Below are 21,034 nucleotides of genomic sequence, written 5' to 3'. Positions count from 1 at the left end.
GGGCGATTTGCCGGAACGACAAACACCCCAGGTGCCCGTCCGGCACGTGGCGGATCCCTCATGTTCGCAGCAGCGGCTTGGTTTGCCGTTCTCCTCTTCACAGGAGAAACGCTCTCACATCTCGATGAGAGCGAGATGGGCGGGGCACGTGGACTGGCAGAAAGCGGGGCGCTGGCTATTGCGCGATCATGGCGGAGGTCGATCGCCGCATCGCGGGCCGCTCACCATAGGTTAGCGCGCGCCAGACCCATTCGAGCGGGCCGTAAGAGAAGCGCTTGAGCCAGAAATTGCTGATCAGAACTTGCGCCCCGTAGAAAATCGCCACCAGTGGCAGGAAGGTGGCGATGCCGGCCTTGCCAGCCAAGGCGAGTCCAGGCCCGACCCCGGTGAGGATCAGGACAATCGCAATGCTCTGAAGCACATAGTTGGTCAGCGCCATCCGCCCCACCGCTCCGAACGGGGCGACAAGCCACTTGGCGGACCGGCCATTGAAAAGGAGAATGAGCGCGCAGCCGTAGCCGATTGCAATCAGCGGCGTCGCCAAGGCGTGAAGAATGCCGCCCCATGCGCTGATCGCCGAGAGCGTGGTGCCCGGCTCGGCATTCTCGGTAAGGAGATGGGTCGCTTCCAGCGCAAGGCCAAGCACCAGGGTGGGCCACAATACCCGGCGGAACGGCGCGAGATTCGTCGAGGCGTTTTGGATCCACCCCTTTCGCGCGATCCACGCGCCGATATAAAACCTCCCGGTAGCGTATGCGATCCAGGCAACGGGGCCGCCGTTCATGATCCAGCCGAGCCAGTTGTTTTCCGCCATCAAGCCCATGAAGGTGACAAAATCGCCTGACTGCGCTGCGGCCTGGCGGGCCAAGACTTCGCTATCGGCGGAAGTGATCGCATCGAGCGTGACCGAAACGCCGGACCACTCGAAAACACCGGAGATCAGAGGCTTGGCAAACAGGAGCAGCGCCCCTCCGACGACCAGCATCGTGCGCGCTGACAGCTTGCGACTGAACAGCAGGATGAAAGCGGCGATCCCGTAGACATGCAGGACATCCCAGGAAAACAGCAGAAAGAAGTGCAGCCAGCCGAAGATCAGGAGGATGCCGGCACGCCGGAAGTAGATCGAGCGGAACGGTGCGCCGCGTGCTTTCAGGCGCTCCATTTGAATCCAGAACCCCATGCCGAACAGGCAGGCGAACAGGGTGTTGGCCTTGTCGGAAACGAACAGGCGCAGCCAGAATTCGATCGAGCTGTTGAGCGCGGCGTTGGGTAATGCGGCAAGTTGATCGGCGGTGATGGTGACGCTCTCGCCGCCAAATTCCCACAGGTTGATCGTCATTACTCCGAGCAAGGCGAAGCCTCGCAGCACGTCGAGCTCCCCGACCCTGTCTTTCGCAGTAATCGGGGCGACCGCCTCGCTCATGGCGCTTTGCCGGTGGCCCGCGCGACAGCGAGTGTATCAATATGCTGCTGGAAGGTAGCGATCTTGCCATCCTCGACAGTCCAGACATGGACAACCTGCGGGTTGCAGGGCTGCCCGGTCGCCTTCCCGGTGCCGGTGTAACGGCCTTCCATCACGACGCTGGTCTCGTCCGCGATGAAACGTCCCGGCTCGACGCCGAAATCGTCCAGCACGTCGCCCAACCGCGCGAAGACGCCTTCGAGCACGGCCTGCGCGCCGACATAGGGATTGCGGTCCGCCAGCGGGAAGTTCTCCGCCTCCATCCAGCGGACGTCATCGGCCATCAGCGATGCAGCTGTGTCCTTGTCGCCAGTGCCGACGGCAGCATAGAATTGCTGCACGATCTCCAGTGCCCTTGGTCATGGTGTGCTCCTTACAAAGATAGGTGGAAGCCGCCGTCGGGTGTCAGTGTAGTGCCGGTCACGAAGCTGGCATCTTCGGAGCAGAGGAAGGCGATGCAGCGCGCTATTTCCTCTGGCTCCCCGAAGCGCCGCATATGTTTGCGCTGACGAATGCCATCGAAGGCTTCGGCGCCGAGATTGCCCTTGATCTGTTCGTGCAGCGGCGTGTGAATGACGCCGGGGCACAGCAGATTCACGCGTATGCCGTGTTCGGCCAGCTCTGCGGAGGCGGAGGTCGTCAGCCCCAACTGGCCGGCCTTGGACGCGGTGTATGTGCTGGCTCCGGGGCAACCCAGGAACGTGTTGACCGATCCGATATTGACGATCGATCCGCCATTGCCCGCCGCCAGCATAGCGCGCGCTTCATGCTTGAGACACAGGAAATTGCCGCGAAGGTTTACCGCCATCACGCGGTCCCAGTAATCGTCTGGCGTGTCGATCAGCGGATAGACCTCGGCACCGATGCCCGCGTTGTTGACGGCAAGATCGAGCCGTCCATGCGTGTCTACCGCATGCGCCACCATCGCTTCGACGTCGCTGGCCTGTGCGACATCGGTGACGACAGCGCTTGCCTTGCCTCCCGCCTGTTCGATCTGCGCGACCAGTTCGTCGAGCACCTCCGTGCGGCGCGCCGCGACCACGACCGTGGCTCCGCGCTCGGCCAGAATCAGCGCCGTTGCCTTGCCGATCCCGCTGCTTGCACCGGTGACAATGGCGACCTTTCCCTCGAAAGCGGCCATCTCAGGGCCTCCCTTCGTTCGAGACATCCGCAGCCATCCGCCAGTGGCCATCCTCGCGAACCCACAGCAGCAAGGCATAACCACCGAAGAGTGAGCCGCCCTGGGCGTCGAACACTTCGTATTTCTGCAATTCGGTGAACGCATTTGGCCCGAGGCGCTCGATCGAGACGACTTCGAGCGTCGCATCGGCGGCCTCGCTTGCGGCAACGCCTTCCCAGAAGGCAGCGAGTGCCGTCCGGTCGCTCAGCAGCATATCCCCCGACGGCGAATAGAGGGCATCGTCGGTGTAAAGCGAGAGGATCGGCTCGGTGTTTCCTGACTTGATCGCCTCAAGAACAACCTCGGTCCGGTTGGTCAGCACGCTGGCCAGAGAGGGATCGACTTGGGCCGTATCGGCTCGTTCGAGCTTCACCAGCGCATCGCCGAGGTTCGAGACGTAAACCGTCCCATCCGGTGCGAGGATGATCCCGGTAAGCAGGCCGGGCATCGGGCCCCACATCTCCGGTGTCAGGAGTGAAAGGATCGGTTCGCCAGCATCGAACCGTCGATAAGTCTCGGTGACGATGCGAGCGCTTGTCTCGGGCGCAGGATTGAACACCGTACGGCGATCGCCGGTATCGGGATCGACCACGTAAACGGTGTTCGCGAAGGGGCTGGCGACCCACAGCATGCCATCGCGATCCAGCTCGATATTATCGGGCGTGGGAAGGGTCGCGAGGACGCGGCGGTCGCTCAATTCGCCCGTCGCCTGATCCACCGCAAAGCTGAGAATGCGGCTCCGCACGATTTCGGCGACATATAGTCGCGCCCGCGCCCCGTCGAAGGCGATACCATTGGCGAAGTCGAGCCCGTCGGCCACCTTGATGGCAACTGGCTCGGGCTTGCCAACCTGTTCGGGCGCGATCCGGAAAACAGCCCCGTCGCCAAGCGGCTTGTCGGCCGCAGCGAACATCCGCGCTTCGCTGCCTTCGCCTTCTGCGTTCTCGGTCGACTGCGTGAACCAGATCGCGCCGGTCGGGTCGCGCACGACGGCGTTTACCCCGTAGGGGTGATCGTAAATCCGCGTTACCGCTTCGGTCTCGGTATCGACGCGGTAAATGTGTCCGCCGGTTATGTCGGCGACCAGCACGTGGCGACCGTCCGGCTCCCAGGATACGCCGTTCGGGCTGTTCCACATGGGGTCCGGCTTCGACCTGAAGCCCGCTCGCGCGAAATCGCCGAACGGCGTCTTGGTGCCGTCGGCAGACAGGGTAACGAGACCGTGATCCCAATACCCGACCAACAACCTGCCGTCGGGGAGGACGACCCCGTCTTCGGCGTGGGTGAGCGAGCGGTCGGCCGGAAAAAACGAGTATTCATCGCTTGGCCCGCCAGGAGCCCACGCCTCTTGCGGCTTGATCTCGACCCGGATGAGACGGACCGTCACGTCGTCGCTCAGGTTGACGGGAGAATGCGGCGCTTCAGGCCCCTTCCAAAGCGTCACCGGAAAGGGCATTGGTGGCACTTTGCGTGAATCGAAAATCACGTTGCCCTCGGCATCGCGGTCGATCCAGTCGCCGGCCTGCTGGAGATACAACACGCTGGGCCAGCGGTGGAAATGCAAGGGCTCTACTTCACCCGGTGCCAGCGTCACTTCCAGAACGCGAACCTGATCGTTCTCGAGCAGGATCTTGTGATTCTCGGCGGCTGCTACCGTAGCCTCGAGTTCCGCTGGCCAAGTATCGGGATCGCCCGTCACGTAGCCGATATTCGCATCGCCCCCGCCGGTGGTCGTAGCGACATCGCTCTCTTGCGCTCCTGACGGAGAGGCTAGCATCGTGGCTGCTAGAAGCGCGCCCAAAGACTTAGATCGGACAAATGCGTTCTTCCGATACTTAGACATCGACTTCCTCCAGTGCTTGATCGGTTTTCATCACGCGGGCTCAAAGACCAGGATCGACAGGGGCGACGCAGTCGGTTCGATAGACATGAGCTCGAAACCGGCATTCTTGAGAAGAGCCGCGAATTCGGCTTCGGTCCGTTCCTTGCCGGTCGCCATGACCATCATGTTGAGATCCATCCACTTGCCCATGTCGAACTGCGAACCGCCTGGGATGATCGATTCCACGATCATTAATCGCGCTTTGGGTTGCATCGCTTCTCGCACGTTGCGGAGCAGGCGAATACATTCTTGGTCGGACCAGTCATGCAGTACCCAGCGCAGCACATAAGCATCGGCCTCGACCGGAATGCTCGCGAAGAAGTCGCCGGCTACCACGTCGAACCGTTCGTTCTTCGGCGCTTCGGCAACCACATGCGGAAGATCGAAAAGAATACCTCTGGTATTGGGATGCGCCGCAAGAATTTCGGACAACTGCGACCCGATACCGCCGCCGATGTCGGCGATTACGTTGTAGCGACTCCAGTCGATTGCCGAGGCAACGGCGGGCCCGATCGTGGCGGCAAGATCGCGCATGGCGAGATTGAAGATCGAATAGGCCTCTGGGTTTGCCTGCATGTTCTCCCAATTGCTCTTGCCGTGCAGCTGGTCGAAGCCCGGTTCGCCGGTTTCGACCGCCAGGGGCAAGCCGCGCCATCCTTCGTAAACCGGGGCGCCGGGGCATAGCGTGAAGCGCACCCAGGCCCAGTTCGAGCCGGGCTTGTTGCGGCGCAGGCAATCGCTGGCGGGCGTGTTTTCGAACGAACCGTTTTCCGTGCTCGCGAAAATCCCCGTGCTCTCCAGCGCGCGCAGCATGCGGTACAGGCTGGGCGCGTGCGTCCGGGAACGCTTGGCAAGCTCCTCGACCGCCAGCGGACCGTCGGCAAGATGATCGGCCAGTTCGAGCTTGGCCGCCAGGCCGACGCCATGCGCCTGCCAGTGGTTGGTAACGATGCCGAGAACCTGCTCTTCCGCACTGATCTGTTGGGACATGGTCGATTTCCTCTTGGTTCAGCGCAGCATGAAAAACGCGGTGGAGATGCCGATCATCGTCAGGAGATCGGCCCGATCACTGGAACCTCGCCAAGCCCGTCAGCCATCGGTCATCTCCATGAGCTTGCCGCGGATAGGCGACGCCGGGGCCTTGCGGTCGATCTTGAGCAGCTTGGCTTCGGCCATTCCGCCGCGCAGCTTCTCCAGCCATTCATCGGGATCGAATTCCACGCCGACCGGGTTCTCGCCGATCGCATCGCCTTTGAAATAGGCTGTGCATTCGGCCTTGCTGGCGAAGCAATCGACGCTGAATTCCAGCTGGTTGCCATCGGGATCGGCGTAATAAAGCGACGCGCTCATCCCGTGATTGACGCACCAGTAGGGTGCGATCCCGCGCGCCTTGAGGTCGTCATAGGCTTCGAGCAATTCGCGCATCGACGGGCAGTCGTAGGCGACGTGATCTACGCCCACCCGCCCACGGTCCTCAGGATCGACGCCGGGCGCGATGACATTCAGATCGGCAAAGGCGAACCGGTGATGTTCGTCGTCATGAGTGATGAACGCCAGCGCGGGGTTCTGGTAAACGACCTCGGAGCCGAACACCTGTGCGTACCAGTCGAGCATTTCTGCAAAGCGGCACGTCCGGTAAACGACATGGACGGGCTTGGGCGTCGGCATGGGCATCAGCTGACACCTTCCCCGCTCGCTGGAATGTCCGAGATGACTTCGCGGTAGATTTTCAGCGAGCCGTCTTCCTGGCGCCTGAAGACCATCACCCAGTTGCCCTGCTCGTTTGCCACGTCGCCAGTCTCGGGATCGGTGAACTCCCAGTCATATGTCGCAGTGTAGACCGCCATGTCCCCTGCATCGGCGACATCCACTTCTTCGTCCGCCACCTGCAGATGAACTGCCGGATCGCTGACATACTGGCGCACCGTGGCGAGGTTCTCCTCGAAGCCCATGTTCGGCTGACCATGCGACATGACCCGCGTATCGGGCGCGTTCACCGCCAGCGCGGCATCGGCATCGCGGGCATTGAAGGCATCGACGATCGACTGGACGTCGGTCTTCACTGCTTGCGCGATCGCATCCTTGTCGACCGGTTCCGCGCGTTCGGCGCTGCATCCGGTTACAAGGAGGAGCGGCGCCGCCAATATCCAGATACGCTGCATCATTGCGCGCCTTCATTCGTGCTCCAGCTGTCGATCGCGAGCAGCCACTTGCCATCAGTGCCTCGGCGATAAACGCATACGCCCTTGCCAAATTCCTCCATCGGCGCGCCACCCTCACGCGGCTGGATGCGAGCGCTATAGGTGTACCGGCTGATCGCAAAATCGCCCGAAACCTCGAAGAGGTTTTCGGTCTTGTCCCAGTGCGCTTCGAATGCCTCGAAGAAGCTCGAAGCCCACTCGGTCACAGCTTCCTTGCCGACCAGTTCGGGTTCGCCCGGGGTTTGAAACACCACGTTGTCGGACAGGCGTGCTGCGACCGCCTGCGTGTCGTTCGAATTGATCGCGGTCACATAGAGATTGTGCAGGTTCTCGCCTGCCGGATGCGTCTCGCTCATTCCTCCCCCTCCCACGACGACCGGGCCAAGCTTCGCCGGCACCGGAAAGCGGTGCTTTTCCGGGCTAAGGCAGGCTTGTCGATCTGTTGTGCGACTGAGGAGAACTGTCTGCCGAACCGAGCCGAGCGTCAATAGGCTCAACCGTCAAAAAAGCGTCAATCCGGGTCCGACGACGTGTTTCGCGGGTCGTGCGGAATGAGATCGGGCCAGCCGAACTTCTCCCACGCTTCGACCATACCGATCTTCTCTGCAAACAGCATGAAGCCGGGATGGAGGCGGGTGCGGTTTATCGGGTCGATATCGATCCACAGGCTCATCAAGCTGAACATGTTGGCCGGGTGAATGCATTCGGAGTAGAGTTTCATCACGAGGTCGGCATGTCCCATCCAGATCGCTGGGAAGGCGATTGACGAGTCATAGGGATCCGCCATTGTGGCATGCAGACCGTCGAGCATCTGGCAGTAAACCGCGCGATCGGCGGCCTTCCCGCTGAAAATTCCGCGCGCGGCAATGTCGAAATAGGCATCACGCGCGGCATCGTCCATCACCGGCATTCCCGGAGGTCGCATGATGGTCGTCCCTAGATATATCCTGCTGTCGTAATGCGCCTTGACAGCCGCCTCGTGGTCTCCCGCAGCCATGTACGCCACGGCGAGCCACATTCCGGGAAAGCCAAGATCGACCATGCGCTGGCCTGCGGCGATCGCCTTGTCGACCTCGCCAATGCTGAGATAGGCTGAGGACAGCATCACGTGGTTGCGCCCATAAATCGGATCGCGAGCAACGGATTGCTCGATAAAGGGAAGCCCTTCGCGCGTCTTGCCGAGATAGAGAAGGCACGATCCCAACCGAGAGATCACATCGGCATCATTGGGGTCCCGGGCAAAAGCTTCGAAGGACAGTTCCAGTGCGCGCGCCGGATTGAATTGCGTCCACTCGTGAATGCCCATGATCGAGAAGGCATGACCCTGCCCCGGATCGAGGGAAATGGCGCACTGCGCGCATTGTGCAGCATCCCGTGAATTCTTGACGCGCTCGACACTTGGCGTGAGAGCGGCGACGCTGATGTGCGCATCGGCAAGCGCGGTCCAGCAACTTGCAAATTCGGGGTCTGTATCCAGGGCCTCTTCCAAAAACTCGATGGCTTTGGCCATGGCTCCGTCGACGCCCACGCGCTGTGCCAGCGCGCGCCCTTGAAGATACAGCGCATAGGCATCGCGATTTGTAGTCATGCGCCGCGAGGTCGAAGGTGGTGCTGAAAGGCCGAGCGTCCGGGTGATCGCCGAAATCACGGTGGCACCGATCATGTCGCGCGATCCGATGAATTCCTCGATCGATCCGCTTACGAAATCGGACCAGATTTCGGTGCCGTATCGGCCATCGATCAGCGCGATGCGTACCGAGATCCCCTGATGTGTTCGCCGCACCTCACCTTCGATCAGGTGCGATACGCCCAGCTCGCTCCCCATCTGCTGCAAGGTATAGCCTCGCTCCAGAAGCGCCGCGATGGATGTGCGCCCCGCAAGAGTGATATCCTGGATATTGCCAAGACGCGAAGAAAGCTCATCGACGACGCCCTCGCTCAGGAAAAGCTCGCCGCCGATCTCATCGTGCTGATGGAACGGCAGGACCGCAATGCGGCAGCCCGCACCGCGCTTCCGATACGCTTCGCGCTGCCGGATTTGAAGAGCAGCTTCGAGGCGAGCGGCCGTCTCTGGATCATCGCGGGAGTTCAGCCATGAGACGACCCGGCGCACTTCCGCATCCAGTCGATGTTCTATCGCATCGCGTCTTTCGGTAAGCCACGCGGCGAATGAGGCACCGAAACTGAAACCGTCGAGAAGCGGGCGATCGCCGATGTCCTCGATCAAGCGAGAGGCTTCCTCACCGCGCCGGTTCGACAAGGCATCGAACAGGACAAACAGATCAGCATCGATCCGCGTTCGACTGAGTTCGATGGTGCTGCGCGTCGATTTGATGAGTGGGTTGCACTCGCTCTCGGGTGGAAGTTTGCTCAAGGCCAGAAGGCATTGACGCAAACTGGCACGAGCCTGAGCGGGAAACCGACCCGGCCAGAGCATCGTGCTGATAGTCTCACGGTCCATTGCCTCACCATCATTGAGGCACAGCATGGCCAGGATGGCGCGGGCGCGCTGGTTGGATAGATTGGGGACTTCTCCGGAGCCAAGCGTTATCGTGGGCTTGCCGAAGACAGATATCTTCAGCTTCCGAGCATCCTCGAAAGACGCCTCGGACCCGCTTGCTTTCAACTCGCCCCTCCCAGTATGGCAGCATCCTAAACGGATGACAGCACATTGAAGAGAATGCGCGCGAAATCAATGAAGTCGCGCTAGCCGGCTGAACGGCTCATATCTTCCATGCGACAAGGACCGAGAAACGATACGGACCCTTGAACGAAGCGAGCGGTAGATACATGCCTCCGCAATGTCTGTTTCTGCCTCATGGTGTAGAAAAGCGGACGATCCGCAATCGGCCCACTTCCCGCCATATCTGATTGGTTTCCACAGCATTCGCCAATGCGAGTGTAGCCGGACACAACCTGCTCAAAATGGCTCAGCCGCCAATTGCATTTCACGCAACGGCAGCTTCGCGCCCTCATTCCGGACGTACACCGCTGCTTTCGAATCCCCTTTTAGCTGCCGCGCGCGACGCATTCGAAAAGCAGACGCAGAGCTGGAACTGCGCGCGATTTAAGGGGCGCTCGGCTATAATTTCGTTAAGCGTTCAGATCACCGCGGCTTACCAACCAGCCACACGCCTGTTTCTGCCACCAGTTCCATCGAACAGATCGGCATGCCATCTTCGTAGAGATCGGCGTGGCCGGCTTTGACCATGGCCTTGGCCTTATCCAGCGCTCCGGCAATCGAGAGACATTCGAAGTCGATCTCTTCAATCACTGAGTTGTGATCGTCGCGGGCGCGCAGCTTGTAGCTATGCATCACTTGCTTTCCGCTCCGTATTCGCTGGAACTCTTTTTGCCGCCTTGGCCGCCCCGGCCGGAGCCGGACTTGTTGCCGCCGCCGCTTTCCTTGTTGACCGTTGCCCAGGCGCGGCGTTCGGCTTCTTCCTGCGAGACGCCGCGGTCCTCGTAGCTCACTTCGATGTGCTCGGCCTTGCGCTTCTGCTTGTCGGTGTATTTGTCCTTGTCTCCCTTCGCCATCACGTTTCTCCTCATGTCGTGTCGAGTACCCGTCCGCGCTAAGAAAATATATGAGCGACCCCGTATGGGGCAAGGGTCCCAGGAAGATATTGTCTCACGTTTGCAACGGGTTATCGTAGGGGCCTGGCCGGCTGTCGGCGGGAGAGAGCAGCCAACCCAGCAATTGCAGCACTCGGGTTGATTGTCCTATCAGCTTGCGGCGAGCGGAAAGACCCATCCCGGGATCCGGGCAGAAAGCGGAGCAGCCAATCATGGAACTCAACCCTGTCACATCCCTCGAATGGCTCGATTGGGATATCATCAGCCGGCTTGGCGTGGCTGCGATTCTCGGTCTGGTGCTGGGGCTTGATCGCGAATGGCGCGGCCATGCCGCCGGCATGCGAACGCATGGCCTGATTTGTGTTTCGGCTGCGGCCATGGTGGTGTCGATCATGGCCCTGTACCATCAGCTCGACGGCCCGCGGATGGACCCCCTGCGACTGTTCGAGGCAGCCGGAGCGTTCATCGGGATAATCGGGGCCGGTCTGATCGTCTTCAGCAAGGGCCAGCTCCACAATCTGACGACGGCGGCGCATCTATGGCTGGCGACCATGGTGGGCATCGCCTGCGGTGCCGCGCAATGGCCCCTGGTGGCAATACTGACCGTAGTCAGCCTGATCATGATCACGGTCCTGCGGGTTGCGGAGGACAAGTTCGGCAAGGAGGATCGTAACATCGCGCGCTCAATCGGAAGGTCGCCCGACGAATAGGCGTCCGCGCCGGACCCGCATCTTCGTCGGGGCAGCCCAAACTGGTCAGCCGCGCTGTGCCGCCCCCTTACTCGGGCAGCCGGGAGGTCACATCATCGGTTTGCCGCCGGTAACGGCGATTGTGGCTCCCGAGATGTAGCTCGCTTCATCGCTCGCCAGCATGACGTATGGCGGCGCGAGTTCGGCGGGCTGCGCGGGGCGGCCGAGCGGATAATCCTTCCCGAATTCGGCGACGTCCTCTTCCGGCATGGTAGAGGGGATAAGCGGTGTCCAAACCGGGCCTGGCGCGACACAGTTCACCCGGATTTCCCGGTCTGCCAGCAGTTGCGCGAGGCCGGCCGTGTAATTCTGGATCGCTCCCTTCGTGGTCGCATAGGGCAGCAGCGTGGGATTGGGCTGGTCGGAATTGATCGACGCCGAATTGATGATCGAACTGCCCTCACCCATGTGGGGCAAGGCGGCTTTGGCGAGATAGAACATCGCGTGGATGTTGGTGGCGAAGGTCCGCTCCCACTCCTCGTCGGGAATGTCCTCCAATGTCTCGAAAGTCATCTGGTGGGCAGCGTTGTTCACCAGCACATCGATCCCGCCGAAGGTGCGGACAGCCTGGGCGATTATCGCCCGGCAATGCGCCGCATCGCTGATATCGCCACGCATCAAGGCGCATTTGCGCCCCGCTTTTTCGACCCATTCCTTCGTTTCCTGCGCGTCGTGATCCTCGCACAGATAGGCTATCAGCACATCCGCGCCTTCGCGCGCGAAGGCGATAGCGACCGCGCGACCGATCCCGCTGTCACCGCCGGTGATGACGACCCTTTTTCCTTCGAGACGGCCGGAGCCCTCGTAGCTGTCTTCGCCGTGATCGGGCTTGGGGTGCATTGCCTCGGTCGCGCCCGGAACCCGCTGTTGCTGTTCAGGCAGGGGCGGCTCGATCCGGTTGGTGGTTCCTTGTCCCATGATGATCTCCCAGGAGATTACGGAGTGTGAGAGTTCCGGGCCGTCAGGACTTCGTCCCGGGGTAGGTGTCGCCTGCGAGAAGTTTGGCGAGATGCGCGGCATTGATCGCGCACATCTGCGCGGTCTCGGTCACCGCATCGGGGGTTTCGGCCAACTCCTTGAAGTCGGTGCTGCCCATCGCCTCGCCGACCCAATAGCAGGCCGCGCCCGCCGGGATCGTCCAGCCGGTGTCGTTGAGCGACTGGAACAGCTGCGCCGAACTCCAGTGCGCGCCATCCTCATTGCCGACGATCGCGGCAATCGCCACCTTGCCAAAGCTCGGCATCCGGCCCTGGTCGTCGGTTTCGCTGGTGAAGGCATCCATGCGTTCGAGCACGCGTTTGGCGACCGACCCGATCTGGCCCATCCAGATCGGCCCGCCGAAAACCAGGATGTCGTGGCTCAGGATTTTCTCGCGAATACCCGGCCAGTCGTCACCCTCGCCCTCGTCCGACGTCACGCCCGGCGGGACGTTGTAATCGGCGATGCGGATGGTTTCGGACAGTTCGACATCCTGCTCGGCCAGATGCTCTTTCAGCACGGCGATCATGGCGTCGGTCGAGCTTGCTTCGCCCGAAGATTTCTTGAGCGAGCAGTTCAGGGCGATGGCGGTGAGAGGCATAGGTGTTCTCCTCGGTTTCTTGCAGATTGGCGAAGGCGCGCGGGCCTAGCGATCGTCGGGTTCGGCCATGCGCCGGTGCATCTGTGCCAGCACCGTGTCGGGGATCACGCCGGCGAACATATCCTGGATCTTGTTCATGAAGCCGCTGACGGTGTGCGCGTCCCCTTCGAGAAGGGCCTTGTAGCCCGCCTCGGCGACCATGGCGGGATCGTCCTTGCTGTCCGATTTGCCGACATCGGTGTTCTCGAGCCCGGCGCGGTCGAAGAACTGGGTATCCGTCGGACCCGGCATCAGGCACGAGACGACGACGTCGGTATCCTTGAGCTCGTTGCGCAGCCCGAAGCAGAAGTAATCGATGTAGCTCTTGGTGCTGTTGTAGACGAGCTGGAACGCGCCGGGGATGTGCCCCGCGATCGAACCGGTCACGAGGATGCGGCCGGCGTTTTTCGCCCGCATCTTCTGCCCGACATGGTGCAGCAGCCAGGTCGTGCCGGTGACATTGGTGTGGATGACATGGGCGATGTCCTTCCACTCCTGATCGAGGAACGCTTCGCCCAGCCCGTGGCCGGCATTGGCCAGCAGGACATCGGGCGTACGGTCGCCGAGCGCCGTCACGAGGGTTTGGAGGCCATCGCGGGTGGCGAGATCGGTTTCAACCGTCTCGACACCTGCGGCACCGCACTGCCGCGCGGCGGCTTCGGCCGCGCCAAGATCACGGTCGGCGGCGAGGATGAGGTCGCAGCCATCGCGGGCCGCCAGCTTCGCGAGCTCAAGCCCGATGCCGCTCGAAGCACCGGTGATCACGCATAGCCCGGACAGTCTGTCGATTTTCCCGGCCATGATCAGTTCTCCATCCCAGGCTTCAGAATGACCTTGGTCCATTCATTCTGCTGCTCTTTGAAGTTCTTGTAGCCCTCGGCCGCCTGTTCGAGCGGCAGCCGGTGGCTGATCAGGAACGTGGTATCGAGCGTGCCATCCTCGATCTTCTCGAGCAGCTGCTTGGTATATTTCTGGACATGGGTCTGGCCGCCGCGGACCTGCAGACCCTTCTCCATCATTGCTCCGAGCGGCCATTTGTCGGTCATCCCGCCATAGACGCCGGGGATCGAGACCTTGCCGCCGAACCGGACCGCGAGAATCGCCTGCTTCAGCGCGCTCGCGCGGTCGGCGCCCATGCCGACCTTCTGCTTCACCACGTCGAACATGTTGTCGATCGCGAAGCCGTGCGATTCCATGCCGACCGCGTCGATCACCGCATCCACGCCGATCCCGCCGGACATTTCCATCAGGGCCTCGCGCACATCGGTCTCGCGGAAGTCGATAATCTCCGCGCCCAGCTGCTTCGCCAGCGCGAGACGGTTCGGATAGTGGTCGATCGCGATTACCTTGGATGCGCCCATCACAATGGCCGACTGGATCGCGAACAATCCGACCGGGCCGCAGCCCCACACCGCAACCGTATCGTCAGGCTGGATGTCGGCATTTTCCGCCGCCATCCAGCCGGTCGGGAGGATGTCCGAGAGGAACAGCACCTTGTCGTCCTCCAGATGGTCGGGAACGACGATCGGGCCGACATCGGAAAAGGGCACGCGGGCGTATTCGGCCTGTCCGCCGGAATAGCCGCCGGTCAGGTGCGAATAGCCGAACAGCGCGGCCATCGGCTGGCCGTACAGCGTCGCCGACATATCCTGCTTTTCAGCCGGGTTGGAATTGTCGCAGGCGGAATACTGCTGCTGCTTGCAGTGGAAACAGCCGCCGCAGCTGATCGTGAACGGCACGACGACGCGCTGCCCTTTCTTCAGATTGCTCGCAGACCCCGTCTCGACGACTTCGCCCATGAATTCATGGCCCAGCACATCGCCCGGCGCCACGCCGGGAATGACGCCATCGTAAAGGTGAAGGTCGGACCCGCAGATGGCCGTGCTGGTGATCTTGATGATCGCATCGCGGGGATTGATGATTTCCGGATCGCTGACCGTGTCCACGCGAACGTCGTTGGTTCCATGCCAGGTAAGTGCTCGCATCATCCGTTCTCCTGCTTGGCTGCACGGGTTTCGTCCCGCGTTCGCGCCGATGTCGCTATTTCCCCGGTTTCCATGAGCATCTTGAAACGCTTCAGATCATGCCGGGCCTGGACCTGCGGCTCGCGCAGGAACAGCTTCGCCACCGCTCGGCCGAGCGCGCCTGCAGGCGGGTCGTAGGCCATCACCAGGCTGACCCTGGTTCCGCGCTCGCCCGGTGCATCCTCGAAGCGAACTTCGCCGCTGGTCTCGATCTCGGAATCCTCGACCGAGCGCCAGGCGATCACCTCGTCCTGCTTCTTGCTGGCGATTTCGGTTTTCACCGCTACCGTCTGGCCCGCGGGGGCCTTGATCCGCCAGGTCGATGCCCCGTCCGCGCCGGCTTCGATCGCTTCCACATTCTCCATGAATTGCGGCAGGTTGGAGAACTCCGACCAGAACGCGAACATTTCGGCTCGCGGCTTGCGGATGGTTACTGATCGGCCGACCTGCGCGGTGTCGCCTTCAGGCTGGCGTTTGGTATGGTTGGCGGCATCGCCATATCCGCGATTTTGGTGCCTGTTGGACAGGAACGCTCCGAATGCGATCGCTCCGGCAGTAAGAACGACGCCGCCCAATCCGGCGCCGATTTTCGAATTTTGAGACATAGATTTTCTCCGCGACATGATGACGCAGCGAATTCCCTCTCAAACCGTTCCGGACGTTCTCGGCGAGGCGTTGGTGGGTTGCGACCAATTTTACCGAGCTTTCTTCGGTGAAATTTCAGGCCGGGTTTATCTGTCAGACGCAGTTGCGAGGTCGCAATCGCCTGCCGGGCTTGAACGGATGGTCGGCAAGGCGGGCAAACGCCCGGGCCAGAGAGCAATCACGACTGACGGAACCGCCGCGATGGCGAACATCGCCTGTCCTCCCATTTTTTCGGCTATTCCGCTCACGAGAGTCGGTCCGATCAAGCTCCCGATCGCTAGCGCCATGAGGGCCGCAGTGAATCCGGTCGTGCTCCATCCGGGGAACAATCTCAGGCTCCAGAAAGAGATCACCGCGCTGACGACCATGAGCGCTGCTCCGTGAAATGCGCTTGCGGTTATCACGGTGATCCAGTCATTGGGTGCGAACGCGATGAGGACCATCGAGAGGGCGGCAGCCGCGAAAATCACGCGCAGCACGCCGCTCAGACCGAACCGGTCTACCAGACGCCCCGCCGCTACGCCGACTAAGCCCAGGATACCGTAACTGATGAAGACCACGGCCGAAGCGCCGTCCGATACCAGGCTAGGCAGCCCTCCCGTATCGGCTATGCGCTTCGCCGCGAAGGTAATGAAGACCGCGTTAGTCGCGCCGAAAACCAAAGCGAGGGTGTGGAGCGGCCAAGCCTTGCGGCCATAGAAATGCGAAAGGGCGAACCCCTTCATCGATTGCCTCTGTTCGAGCTTCGGGGTCCCGAACCACGCCACGATTGCCGCTAAGAGGGCGATGCCGGCGAAGGCCCACCAAGCGTGTCGCCAGTGGATTGCGCCCATCCCTGTAAATAATGAGAGAACGCCTGCAATTACTACGCCGGTGGCCGTTCCTGTCGCGATTATCGAGAGGGCCGTATTTCGCCGATCTTCGGTTAAACTGTGGCGCGCGGCATCGTTGAACGGGGTCCAACACAGGCCTGCGCTGGATCCCGCGATGACTATCCCTGCGGTCAGCATTGTCGCATTCGATGCAGTAGCTACCAGCACTGATCCCGCGCACGCCATCAGGCAGGCCAGAATGACAGGAGTGCGAGGTCCGAGCCGAAAAACAAAGATAGCAGTTATTGGCAAAGCCACCATAAAGGCGGAAAATGCGATACTCGCGATATGCCCGCCATCGGCCACCGAAAGGCCGAACTCATCGGCGAACTGGGGCATGAAGAGACCTAGACCGACTCTCGCGGGACCGAAGCCGATTGCAGTGGCGAGAAATCCAGCGATCGTGAGACGCTCGGCCGAGTTCAACGCGTTCTTTGTCCTGCAGTGCTGCACGAGCTAGAGCATGGTTTCGGTGAAGATGCCAAGAGGCTTTACCTCATTCCCCAGCAAGCGACCGGGTTAATTCCGCCAAGCGCTCACGGAGCAGATGGTCCGTATCCCGAGCTTGCTGGCGAAACGCATTTAACGCTTGGTTTTTCGCGGCCCCTTCGTACTGATCGAGCGCAATGGCCGTTTCCAGCGACACGATGTCAGCAGCCAGAAATTTGCGGATCGCTCCAATTACGGCGACGTCTCGCACCCGTCCCTGCGCTGTCGACGCTACGTCGCGCAATGCATCGTCCATTATGCCATTTGCCCAGAGATTAGGTTTCCCATCAGGATCACCCAGCATCTGGCCGAGGATGTTTGCTTCTTCATTGGACCGAGTAATCAAAGTACGGAAGGTCTCTCTCGTAACGGCATCGTTTGTTGCGACAGCAACTTTCTGCATCCTGCACGCAAGTGAGCGACGGCCCTCCCGCAGGTCATCAAGCGCCACTCGTAGCAATTGGCTGAAGTTCGTCGTGGTCATACTCCGTGAGCGCTGGACGTTCGAGTTTGTTCCAGCCTTCCCTTGTTCCGCGGGTTTCTCGACTTTTCATAATAATGTGAGCGTGTTAGATAACATTTCTTATCGTCAAAAGCAGAGCTTGGGCGGAACCTATCGATCTAATTGAAATTGATTCTGCATTCGTCCGAACCTGCAACACTAGGTTCAGGAGATGCCCTTGTCTTTCAATCCACTTACAGAAAAAGGCATTCCGATCGACCGTCAGTTCCGCAATTGGTCGGAATTGACGAGCAAACCTTTCGACACCCGCGAGGTCCATCCCTATACGAGATGCCGCGTGATCCTGATGAACGGGATCGAGGTGGAGGCGATCATCAATTCGCACAACGCCGCGCGCCGCATTGCCGATACGGGCGTTAAGCAGATGCTGGCTCTGGTCCGCAAGGAGGATAGCTTAGCGAACTCGGGGGTCATCTACCGTTCCTCAATCGTAGCGTCCGATCAAACTGCAGATATTGCATGACGACAAAGCGTCTAAAGAATCATGGTCCGACAGGCACCAAGAGATATTTTATGGGCGCACGCTTTCGACGCTTATCGGCTAGGCGAAAAGTACGCGCATATGAGCCCGATCACAGCGATGCGCTCAGTGCTTCCTGATTAATCTTCCGTGCTTTCGTTTGGCTTACCTATCAGCCAGACCCCCGTTTTGCCGACCAGTTCCATAGAGCAGACAGGTCTTCCGTTTTCGTAAAGGTCGGCCTTGGTCCCGCGCGCAACCTTCTTCGCCTTGTCCAGCGCCCCAGCAATTGAAACGCTATCGAAAGCGATCTCTTCGCGTGCCGCAGAACGTTGGTCCCAAGAATGCAGAACGTAGTGACTCATAAGCAACCTCACTTCTGAAATTGATTTCCGGTCCCCGTCCTTGCCTTTTAAATATCCGCTTTCCGGCGACGAAACGAAATCCACGCCCCTGGCGCACCGTTTCCCCGCCTCAACGGCCGAGCTTAGAATATCATCTGCACTCACTACGGCAACGGCAATGGCTGTTAAACGGTCGCATGACGGGAACCATTGGTCGCACATGATCAAGAGCGAGCCGCAAGTAAACACACAGTACCCCTCTTAGCCCACTTGTTGAACGTCCTGTCTGACAGGGTCCACGAGTTCCGGATCAACATTCAATCGAAGGCATTTTTTGCCGTAGCACCGGCCCGTTCTCGATGTGCTTTCGGGTAGTCTGGTGTGTTTCAGCAAAGGAGTGGCAAAATGCATACTGAAGCAGAAAAAAATTCCGCTGTTATTTCGAGTGATCGCGTCGAAGGTACAGCCGTCTTTGATCGCGGCGGGAAAAACATCGGCCACGTAGATTACGTATTGATCGAGAAGCGCGGTGGACAGGCAACAGAGGCAGTTTTGTCGGTCGGCGGTTTCCTGGGAATGGGTGATGAGAAGCACTGCGTCCCTTGGTCGAAGCTCGATTACGATACCGACCTTGGTGGCTACCACCTTAACATCGACGAAGATGCCCTTCGCGAAGGGCCGCGCTTCACTTCCGAGGAACGACACAAGGCCTACGACGATAATTTCCGGTCTGGCGTTCACAAATACTATGAAACAGCGCAGGTAGCTTAGCACTATGAGCATTGGGGGGCCCGGCTTGACTGTCGGGCCCTTTTGCAACTGTCATTCCGGCCGCGACCGCGGTTACAGCCCTTTAGCGGAGGCTCAGTTCTTGCCCCCATTCCGGATATCAGAGAGTCGAATGATCACATCATTGGTTTGCCGCTCGTAACGGTGATTGTAGCTCCCGAAATGTAGCTTGCGTCATCGCTCGCCAGCATGACGTATGGCGGCGCAAGTTCGGCGGGCTGCGCGGGGCGGCCAAGCGGATAATCCTTGCCGAATTCAGCAACATCCTCTTCCGGCATCGTCGAGGGAATAAGCGGTCTCCAAACCGGCCCGGACGCGATGCAGTTCACCCGTAGCGGCCTCGTGGCTGTCGATCGACATCTTTGGCATCGCCTTCTCCGCCACGGGATTGGACAGCAGGTCTCTACCCCATAATCGTCGGAAAGTCATTCGGCAAAGGCGCCGCCCAGGATCGCCGCCATTCCCGCACAATAGGCGACAAGCACGGCGATTGAATCGTAGCCCATGCGGAGCATGGCCTTGTCCCGCCGTTCGAGCAGGCCGATCAGGACCAGCATGGTCAGCAATATGCCGAGGAGCGCGGCCACCATCGCGCTGCGATCGACCTGATTGAGTACGAGCGGACCCGCCGCCAAGATATCGATCAGCAGGATCAGCGTCACATCGAACATGTTTCCGCCCAATATATCGCCAATAGCCAATTCCACACGGCGAATGCGAACCGCGGCAATTGCCGTGCTGAGTTCGGGCAGTGACGTGGCGAAGGCGAGTAGGGTCAGGCCCATCACTCCGGTATCGGTACCCGTTTGTTCGGCCATCCCCTCCGCCGCCAATGTCACGAGTGTGCCGCCTGCACAAATCAGCACGGCTGCTGTCACGGTGACGCCGACAAGTCGGATATTGGAAAGCTCGGAAGGAGCTTCTTCTTGTCGATCCACCTCCGGCAAGGCTTCCGGCGTCCAGCCTCTCGAAGAGACGCTCCTCCCTAACCGCCAGAGGCACAAAAGATAGATTGTGGCGATCAGCACCGGGAAGAAGCCGACCCCGATACCCCATAATTCCCAGTCGCCCACCATCACGCCCAGCGCCACGAGCACCAGAAGCACGATGCTGACTGCCGCGTTGAGCATAACGCGCGGCCCCGGCACCATACTGGTCAGCGCATTTTTGCCCACGAACAGATCAGCCAGCGCGATGACGACCACCTGAAAGGCGACCCCGCCGACGAGATTATTGACCGCCATGCGCGGATTGTCGGAGATTACCGCAACGCTGGTGGTGGTGATTTCGGGCAACGAAGTCACCGCGCCCAGCAAGATGACGCCGATAGTCGCCTGTCCGATGCCACTCCGCTGCGATATCGTGTCGGCATAGCCCGCCAGCCGTGCTCCGGCGAACCAGACGAGCACGGCTCCGGTCAGGAACAGCGGGACGAGCGCGAACAGAGACAAGCCAGCAAGGCTCATGTCACTGTCCAAGATAAGCCGAGGTCAACAGGAGTGCTCCGAAGCCCAGTGCGAAGGACGGGCTCGATATACGGCGCTTAGCCTTGGGCTGGTCGGCTTCGGGCACGATATCCTCGATCGTCGCGGTCAGTAGCAGGCCCGCGAACACAGCGAGCACGAAGCCCGTCAGCACATCCCCCGCTCCGGCCAACACGGTATACCCCGCGAACGCACCGATCACCGGAAGCAGCGGATAGATCGCCAGCGCGCTTAGCCGGTGCCTGCGCGTAATCTTTGCCGAGCGGAAATTCGCAGCGATGGCGAAGCCACCCGGCAAGTTGCCCGCCACTTGAGACAGGGCCAGCAGCAGCCCCAGTTCGCGCGCCACCGCTCCCCCGCCGCCGGTCATCAGTCCATCGGTCAGCAAGTCAACGCCCACTGCGGCATAGGCCCCCCAAGTGGTCGCACGGCCTGCGGCGCTACCCATTCGGTCGCGGATCTTTCGTGTGGCTTTGGCGATACTTGCGGAGCAGATTGCCCCGACGATCAGCGCCACGACCAACAGCCAGGTCTCGATCCGCTCCTGCGAACGCGGGATGAGCTCAATTGCGGCAACCGCGGTGGCGATCCCAGCAGCGGCATGGAGCGCGCCGCCGACCAGCCATTCGGGCGGCTTGCGCCACTCGGCCAGCGCAACGCCAAGAAGATTACCCAGCGAAGGCAGCAGCGCGAGAGCGAGTACCGCAAGAAGGCCAGAAGACTCCATACTGTCAGC

25 protein-coding genes are annotated in these 21,034 nt (G+C 60.7%); 3 read left to right on the top strand and 22 right to left on the bottom strand.

Going from position 1 to position 21,034, the window contains the following annotated elements; translation table 11 throughout:
• Positions 1-175 precede the first annotated feature (175 nt).
• The 11 genes from J2S32_RS08630 to J2S32_RS08580 all read right to left on the bottom strand — a co-directional run bounded on the left by J2S32_RS08630 (position 176) and on the right by J2S32_RS08580 (position 10,262).
• Positions 176-1,423 (bottom strand): DUF418 domain-containing protein, encoded by a 1,248-nt coding sequence (locus tag J2S32_RS08630; protein ID WP_253520289.1) that lies wholly within the window; start codon positions 1,421-1,423, stop codon positions 176-178.
• Entirely contained in the window at positions 1,420-1,803 is a 384-nt protein-coding gene (locus tag J2S32_RS08625) for a nuclear transport factor 2 family protein (RefSeq protein WP_253520288.1), read from the bottom strand. Before J2S32_RS08625 ends, J2S32_RS08630 begins: the two co-directional genes overlap by 4 nt.
• Positions 1,804-1,835: 32 nt before the next feature.
• A complete protein-coding gene (locus tag J2S32_RS08620; protein WP_050600387.1) occupies positions 1,836-2,603 on the bottom strand; it encodes an SDR family NAD(P)-dependent oxidoreductase in 768 nt (255 codons plus the stop codon).
• Position 2,604: 1 nt separating this feature from the next.
• On the bottom strand, positions 2,605-4,419 hold the full coding sequence (locus J2S32_RS08615) for an SMP-30/gluconolactonase/LRE family protein (protein ID WP_253520287.1): 1,815 nt from the start codon (positions 4,417-4,419) through the stop codon (positions 2,605-2,607).
• A gap of 96 nt (positions 4,420-4,515) precedes the next feature.
• Positions 4,516-5,514 (bottom strand): methyltransferase, encoded by a 999-nt coding sequence (locus tag J2S32_RS08610; RefSeq protein WP_050600384.1) that lies wholly within the window; start codon positions 5,512-5,514, stop codon positions 4,516-4,518.
• Between the two features lie 99 nt (positions 5,515-5,613).
• On the bottom strand, positions 5,614-6,198 hold the full coding sequence (locus J2S32_RS08605) for a VOC family protein (RefSeq protein ID WP_050600383.1): 585 nt from the start codon (positions 6,196-6,198) through the stop codon (positions 5,614-5,616).
• Positions 6,198-6,689, bottom strand: a complete 492-nt coding sequence (locus tag J2S32_RS08600) for a YybH family protein (RefSeq protein ID WP_063512585.1) — start codon at positions 6,687-6,689, stop codon at positions 6,198-6,200. Before J2S32_RS08600 ends, J2S32_RS08605 begins: the two co-directional genes overlap by 1 nt.
• Positions 6,686-7,081 carry a YybH family protein gene (locus tag J2S32_RS08595; protein ID WP_050600381.1) on the bottom strand — a complete coding sequence of 132 codons (396 nt, stop codon included), beginning with the start codon at positions 7,079-7,081 and terminating at the stop codon, positions 6,686-6,688. Before J2S32_RS08595 ends, J2S32_RS08600 begins: the two co-directional genes overlap by 4 nt.
• A 155-nt stretch (positions 7,082-7,236) precedes the next feature.
• On the bottom strand, positions 7,237-9,351 hold the full coding sequence (locus tag J2S32_RS08590) for a hypothetical protein (protein WP_253520286.1): 2,115 nt from the start codon (positions 9,349-9,351) through the stop codon (positions 7,237-7,239).
• Between the two features lie 480 nt (positions 9,352-9,831).
• Positions 9,832-10,041, bottom strand: a complete 210-nt coding sequence (locus J2S32_RS08585; protein ID WP_050599068.1) for a hypothetical protein — start codon at positions 10,039-10,041, stop codon at positions 9,832-9,834.
• Positions 10,041-10,262, bottom strand: coding sequence for a hypothetical protein (locus J2S32_RS08580; protein ID WP_050600379.1), 222 nt, complete (start codon positions 10,260-10,262; stop codon positions 10,041-10,043). Before J2S32_RS08580 ends, J2S32_RS08585 begins: the two co-directional genes overlap by 1 nt.
• Positions 10,263-10,513: 251 nt before the next feature.
• On the opposite strand from J2S32_RS08580, the gene J2S32_RS08575 reads away from it, so the two are divergent.
• On the top strand, positions 10,514-11,011 hold the full coding sequence (locus J2S32_RS08575) for an MgtC/SapB family protein (protein ID WP_050599070.1): 498 nt from the start codon (positions 10,514-10,516) through the stop codon (positions 11,009-11,011).
• An 87-nt stretch (positions 11,012-11,098) separates the two neighbouring features.
• Here the strand turns inward: J2S32_RS08575 and J2S32_RS08570 are convergent, their stop codons facing one another.
• From J2S32_RS08570 to J2S32_RS08540, 7 genes are all read right to left on the bottom strand, one after another.
• Positions 11,099-11,968 (bottom strand): SDR family oxidoreductase, encoded by an 870-nt coding sequence (locus tag J2S32_RS08570; RefSeq protein ID WP_253518878.1) that lies wholly within the window; start codon positions 11,966-11,968, stop codon positions 11,099-11,101.
• A gap of 43 nt (positions 11,969-12,011) precedes the next feature.
• Positions 12,012-12,629, bottom strand: coding sequence for a flavodoxin family protein (locus J2S32_RS08565; RefSeq protein WP_253518881.1), 618 nt, complete (start codon positions 12,627-12,629; stop codon positions 12,012-12,014).
• A 45-nt stretch (positions 12,630-12,674) separates the two neighbouring features.
• Entirely contained in the window at positions 12,675-13,469 is a 795-nt protein-coding gene (locus J2S32_RS08560; RefSeq protein WP_253518886.1) for an SDR family NAD(P)-dependent oxidoreductase, read from the bottom strand.
• A gap of 2 nt (positions 13,470-13,471) precedes the next feature.
• Positions 13,472-14,653: a zinc-dependent alcohol dehydrogenase gene (locus tag J2S32_RS08555; protein ID WP_253522991.1), complete on the bottom strand. Its 1,182-nt coding sequence runs from the start codon at positions 14,651-14,653 to the stop codon at positions 13,472-13,474.
• Positions 14,653-15,297, bottom strand: a complete 645-nt coding sequence (locus tag J2S32_RS08550) for an SRPBCC family protein (protein WP_253520285.1) — start codon at positions 15,295-15,297, stop codon at positions 14,653-14,655. The genes J2S32_RS08555 and J2S32_RS08550 overlap by 1 nt, the downstream gene beginning before the upstream one ends.
• A gap of 126 nt (positions 15,298-15,423) precedes the next feature.
• On the bottom strand, positions 15,424-16,662 hold the full coding sequence (locus J2S32_RS08545; protein ID WP_050599275.1) for an MFS transporter: 1,239 nt from the start codon (positions 16,660-16,662) through the stop codon (positions 15,424-15,426).
• Between the two features lie 43 nt (positions 16,663-16,705).
• The gene (locus J2S32_RS08540) at positions 16,706-17,182 is read right to left on the bottom strand and encodes a hypothetical protein (protein ID WP_157052051.1); all 477 of its coding nucleotides are present in this window, start codon (positions 17,180-17,182) and stop codon (positions 16,706-16,708) included.
• Between the two features lie 196 nt (positions 17,183-17,378).
• On the opposite strand from J2S32_RS08540, the gene J2S32_RS08535 reads away from it, so the two are divergent.
• Positions 17,379-17,684, top strand: a complete 306-nt coding sequence (locus J2S32_RS08535; protein ID WP_156491280.1) for a hypothetical protein — start codon at positions 17,379-17,381, stop codon at positions 17,682-17,684.
• Positions 17,685-17,821: 137 nt separating this feature from the next.
• Here the strand turns inward: J2S32_RS08535 and J2S32_RS08530 are convergent, their stop codons facing one another.
• Positions 17,822-18,253: a hypothetical protein gene (locus tag J2S32_RS08530; protein ID WP_234004107.1), complete on the bottom strand. Its 432-nt coding sequence runs from the start codon at positions 18,251-18,253 to the stop codon at positions 17,822-17,824.
• A gap of 177 nt (positions 18,254-18,430) precedes the next feature.
• Between J2S32_RS08530 and J2S32_RS08525 the strand changes: the two genes are divergently transcribed.
• Positions 18,431-18,796, top strand: a complete 366-nt coding sequence (locus J2S32_RS08525; protein WP_082850799.1) for a PRC-barrel domain-containing protein — start codon at positions 18,431-18,433, stop codon at positions 18,794-18,796.
• Positions 18,797-18,930: 134 nt separating this feature from the next.
• Here J2S32_RS08525 and J2S32_RS08520 read toward each other — a convergent pair whose 3' ends face one another.
• From J2S32_RS08520 to J2S32_RS08510, 3 genes are read right to left on the bottom strand one after another with little or no spacing between them, the layout of a single operon-like run.
• Entirely contained in the window at positions 18,931-19,203 is a 273-nt protein-coding gene (locus J2S32_RS08520) for an SDR family oxidoreductase (RefSeq protein WP_082835581.1), read from the bottom strand.
• A 36-nt stretch (positions 19,204-19,239) separates the two neighbouring features.
• Positions 19,240-20,280 carry a sodium:calcium antiporter gene (locus J2S32_RS08515; RefSeq protein ID WP_063505654.1) on the bottom strand — a complete coding sequence of 347 codons (1,041 nt, stop codon included), beginning with the start codon at positions 20,278-20,280 and terminating at the stop codon, positions 19,240-19,242.
• Between the two features lies 1 nt (position 20,281).
• Positions 20,282-21,025, bottom strand: a complete 744-nt coding sequence (locus J2S32_RS08510) for a ZIP family metal transporter (protein WP_063512442.1) — start codon at positions 21,023-21,025, stop codon at positions 20,282-20,284.
• Positions 21,026-21,034: the final 9 nt, after the last annotated feature.

Origin of the sequence: Qipengyuania citrea (genome assembly GCF_024171405.1) — a bacterium.
Lineage (GTDB): Bacteria > Pseudomonadota > Alphaproteobacteria > Sphingomonadales > Sphingomonadaceae > Qipengyuania > Qipengyuania profunda.
This window is presented reverse-complemented; position numbering and strand designations above follow the sequence as displayed.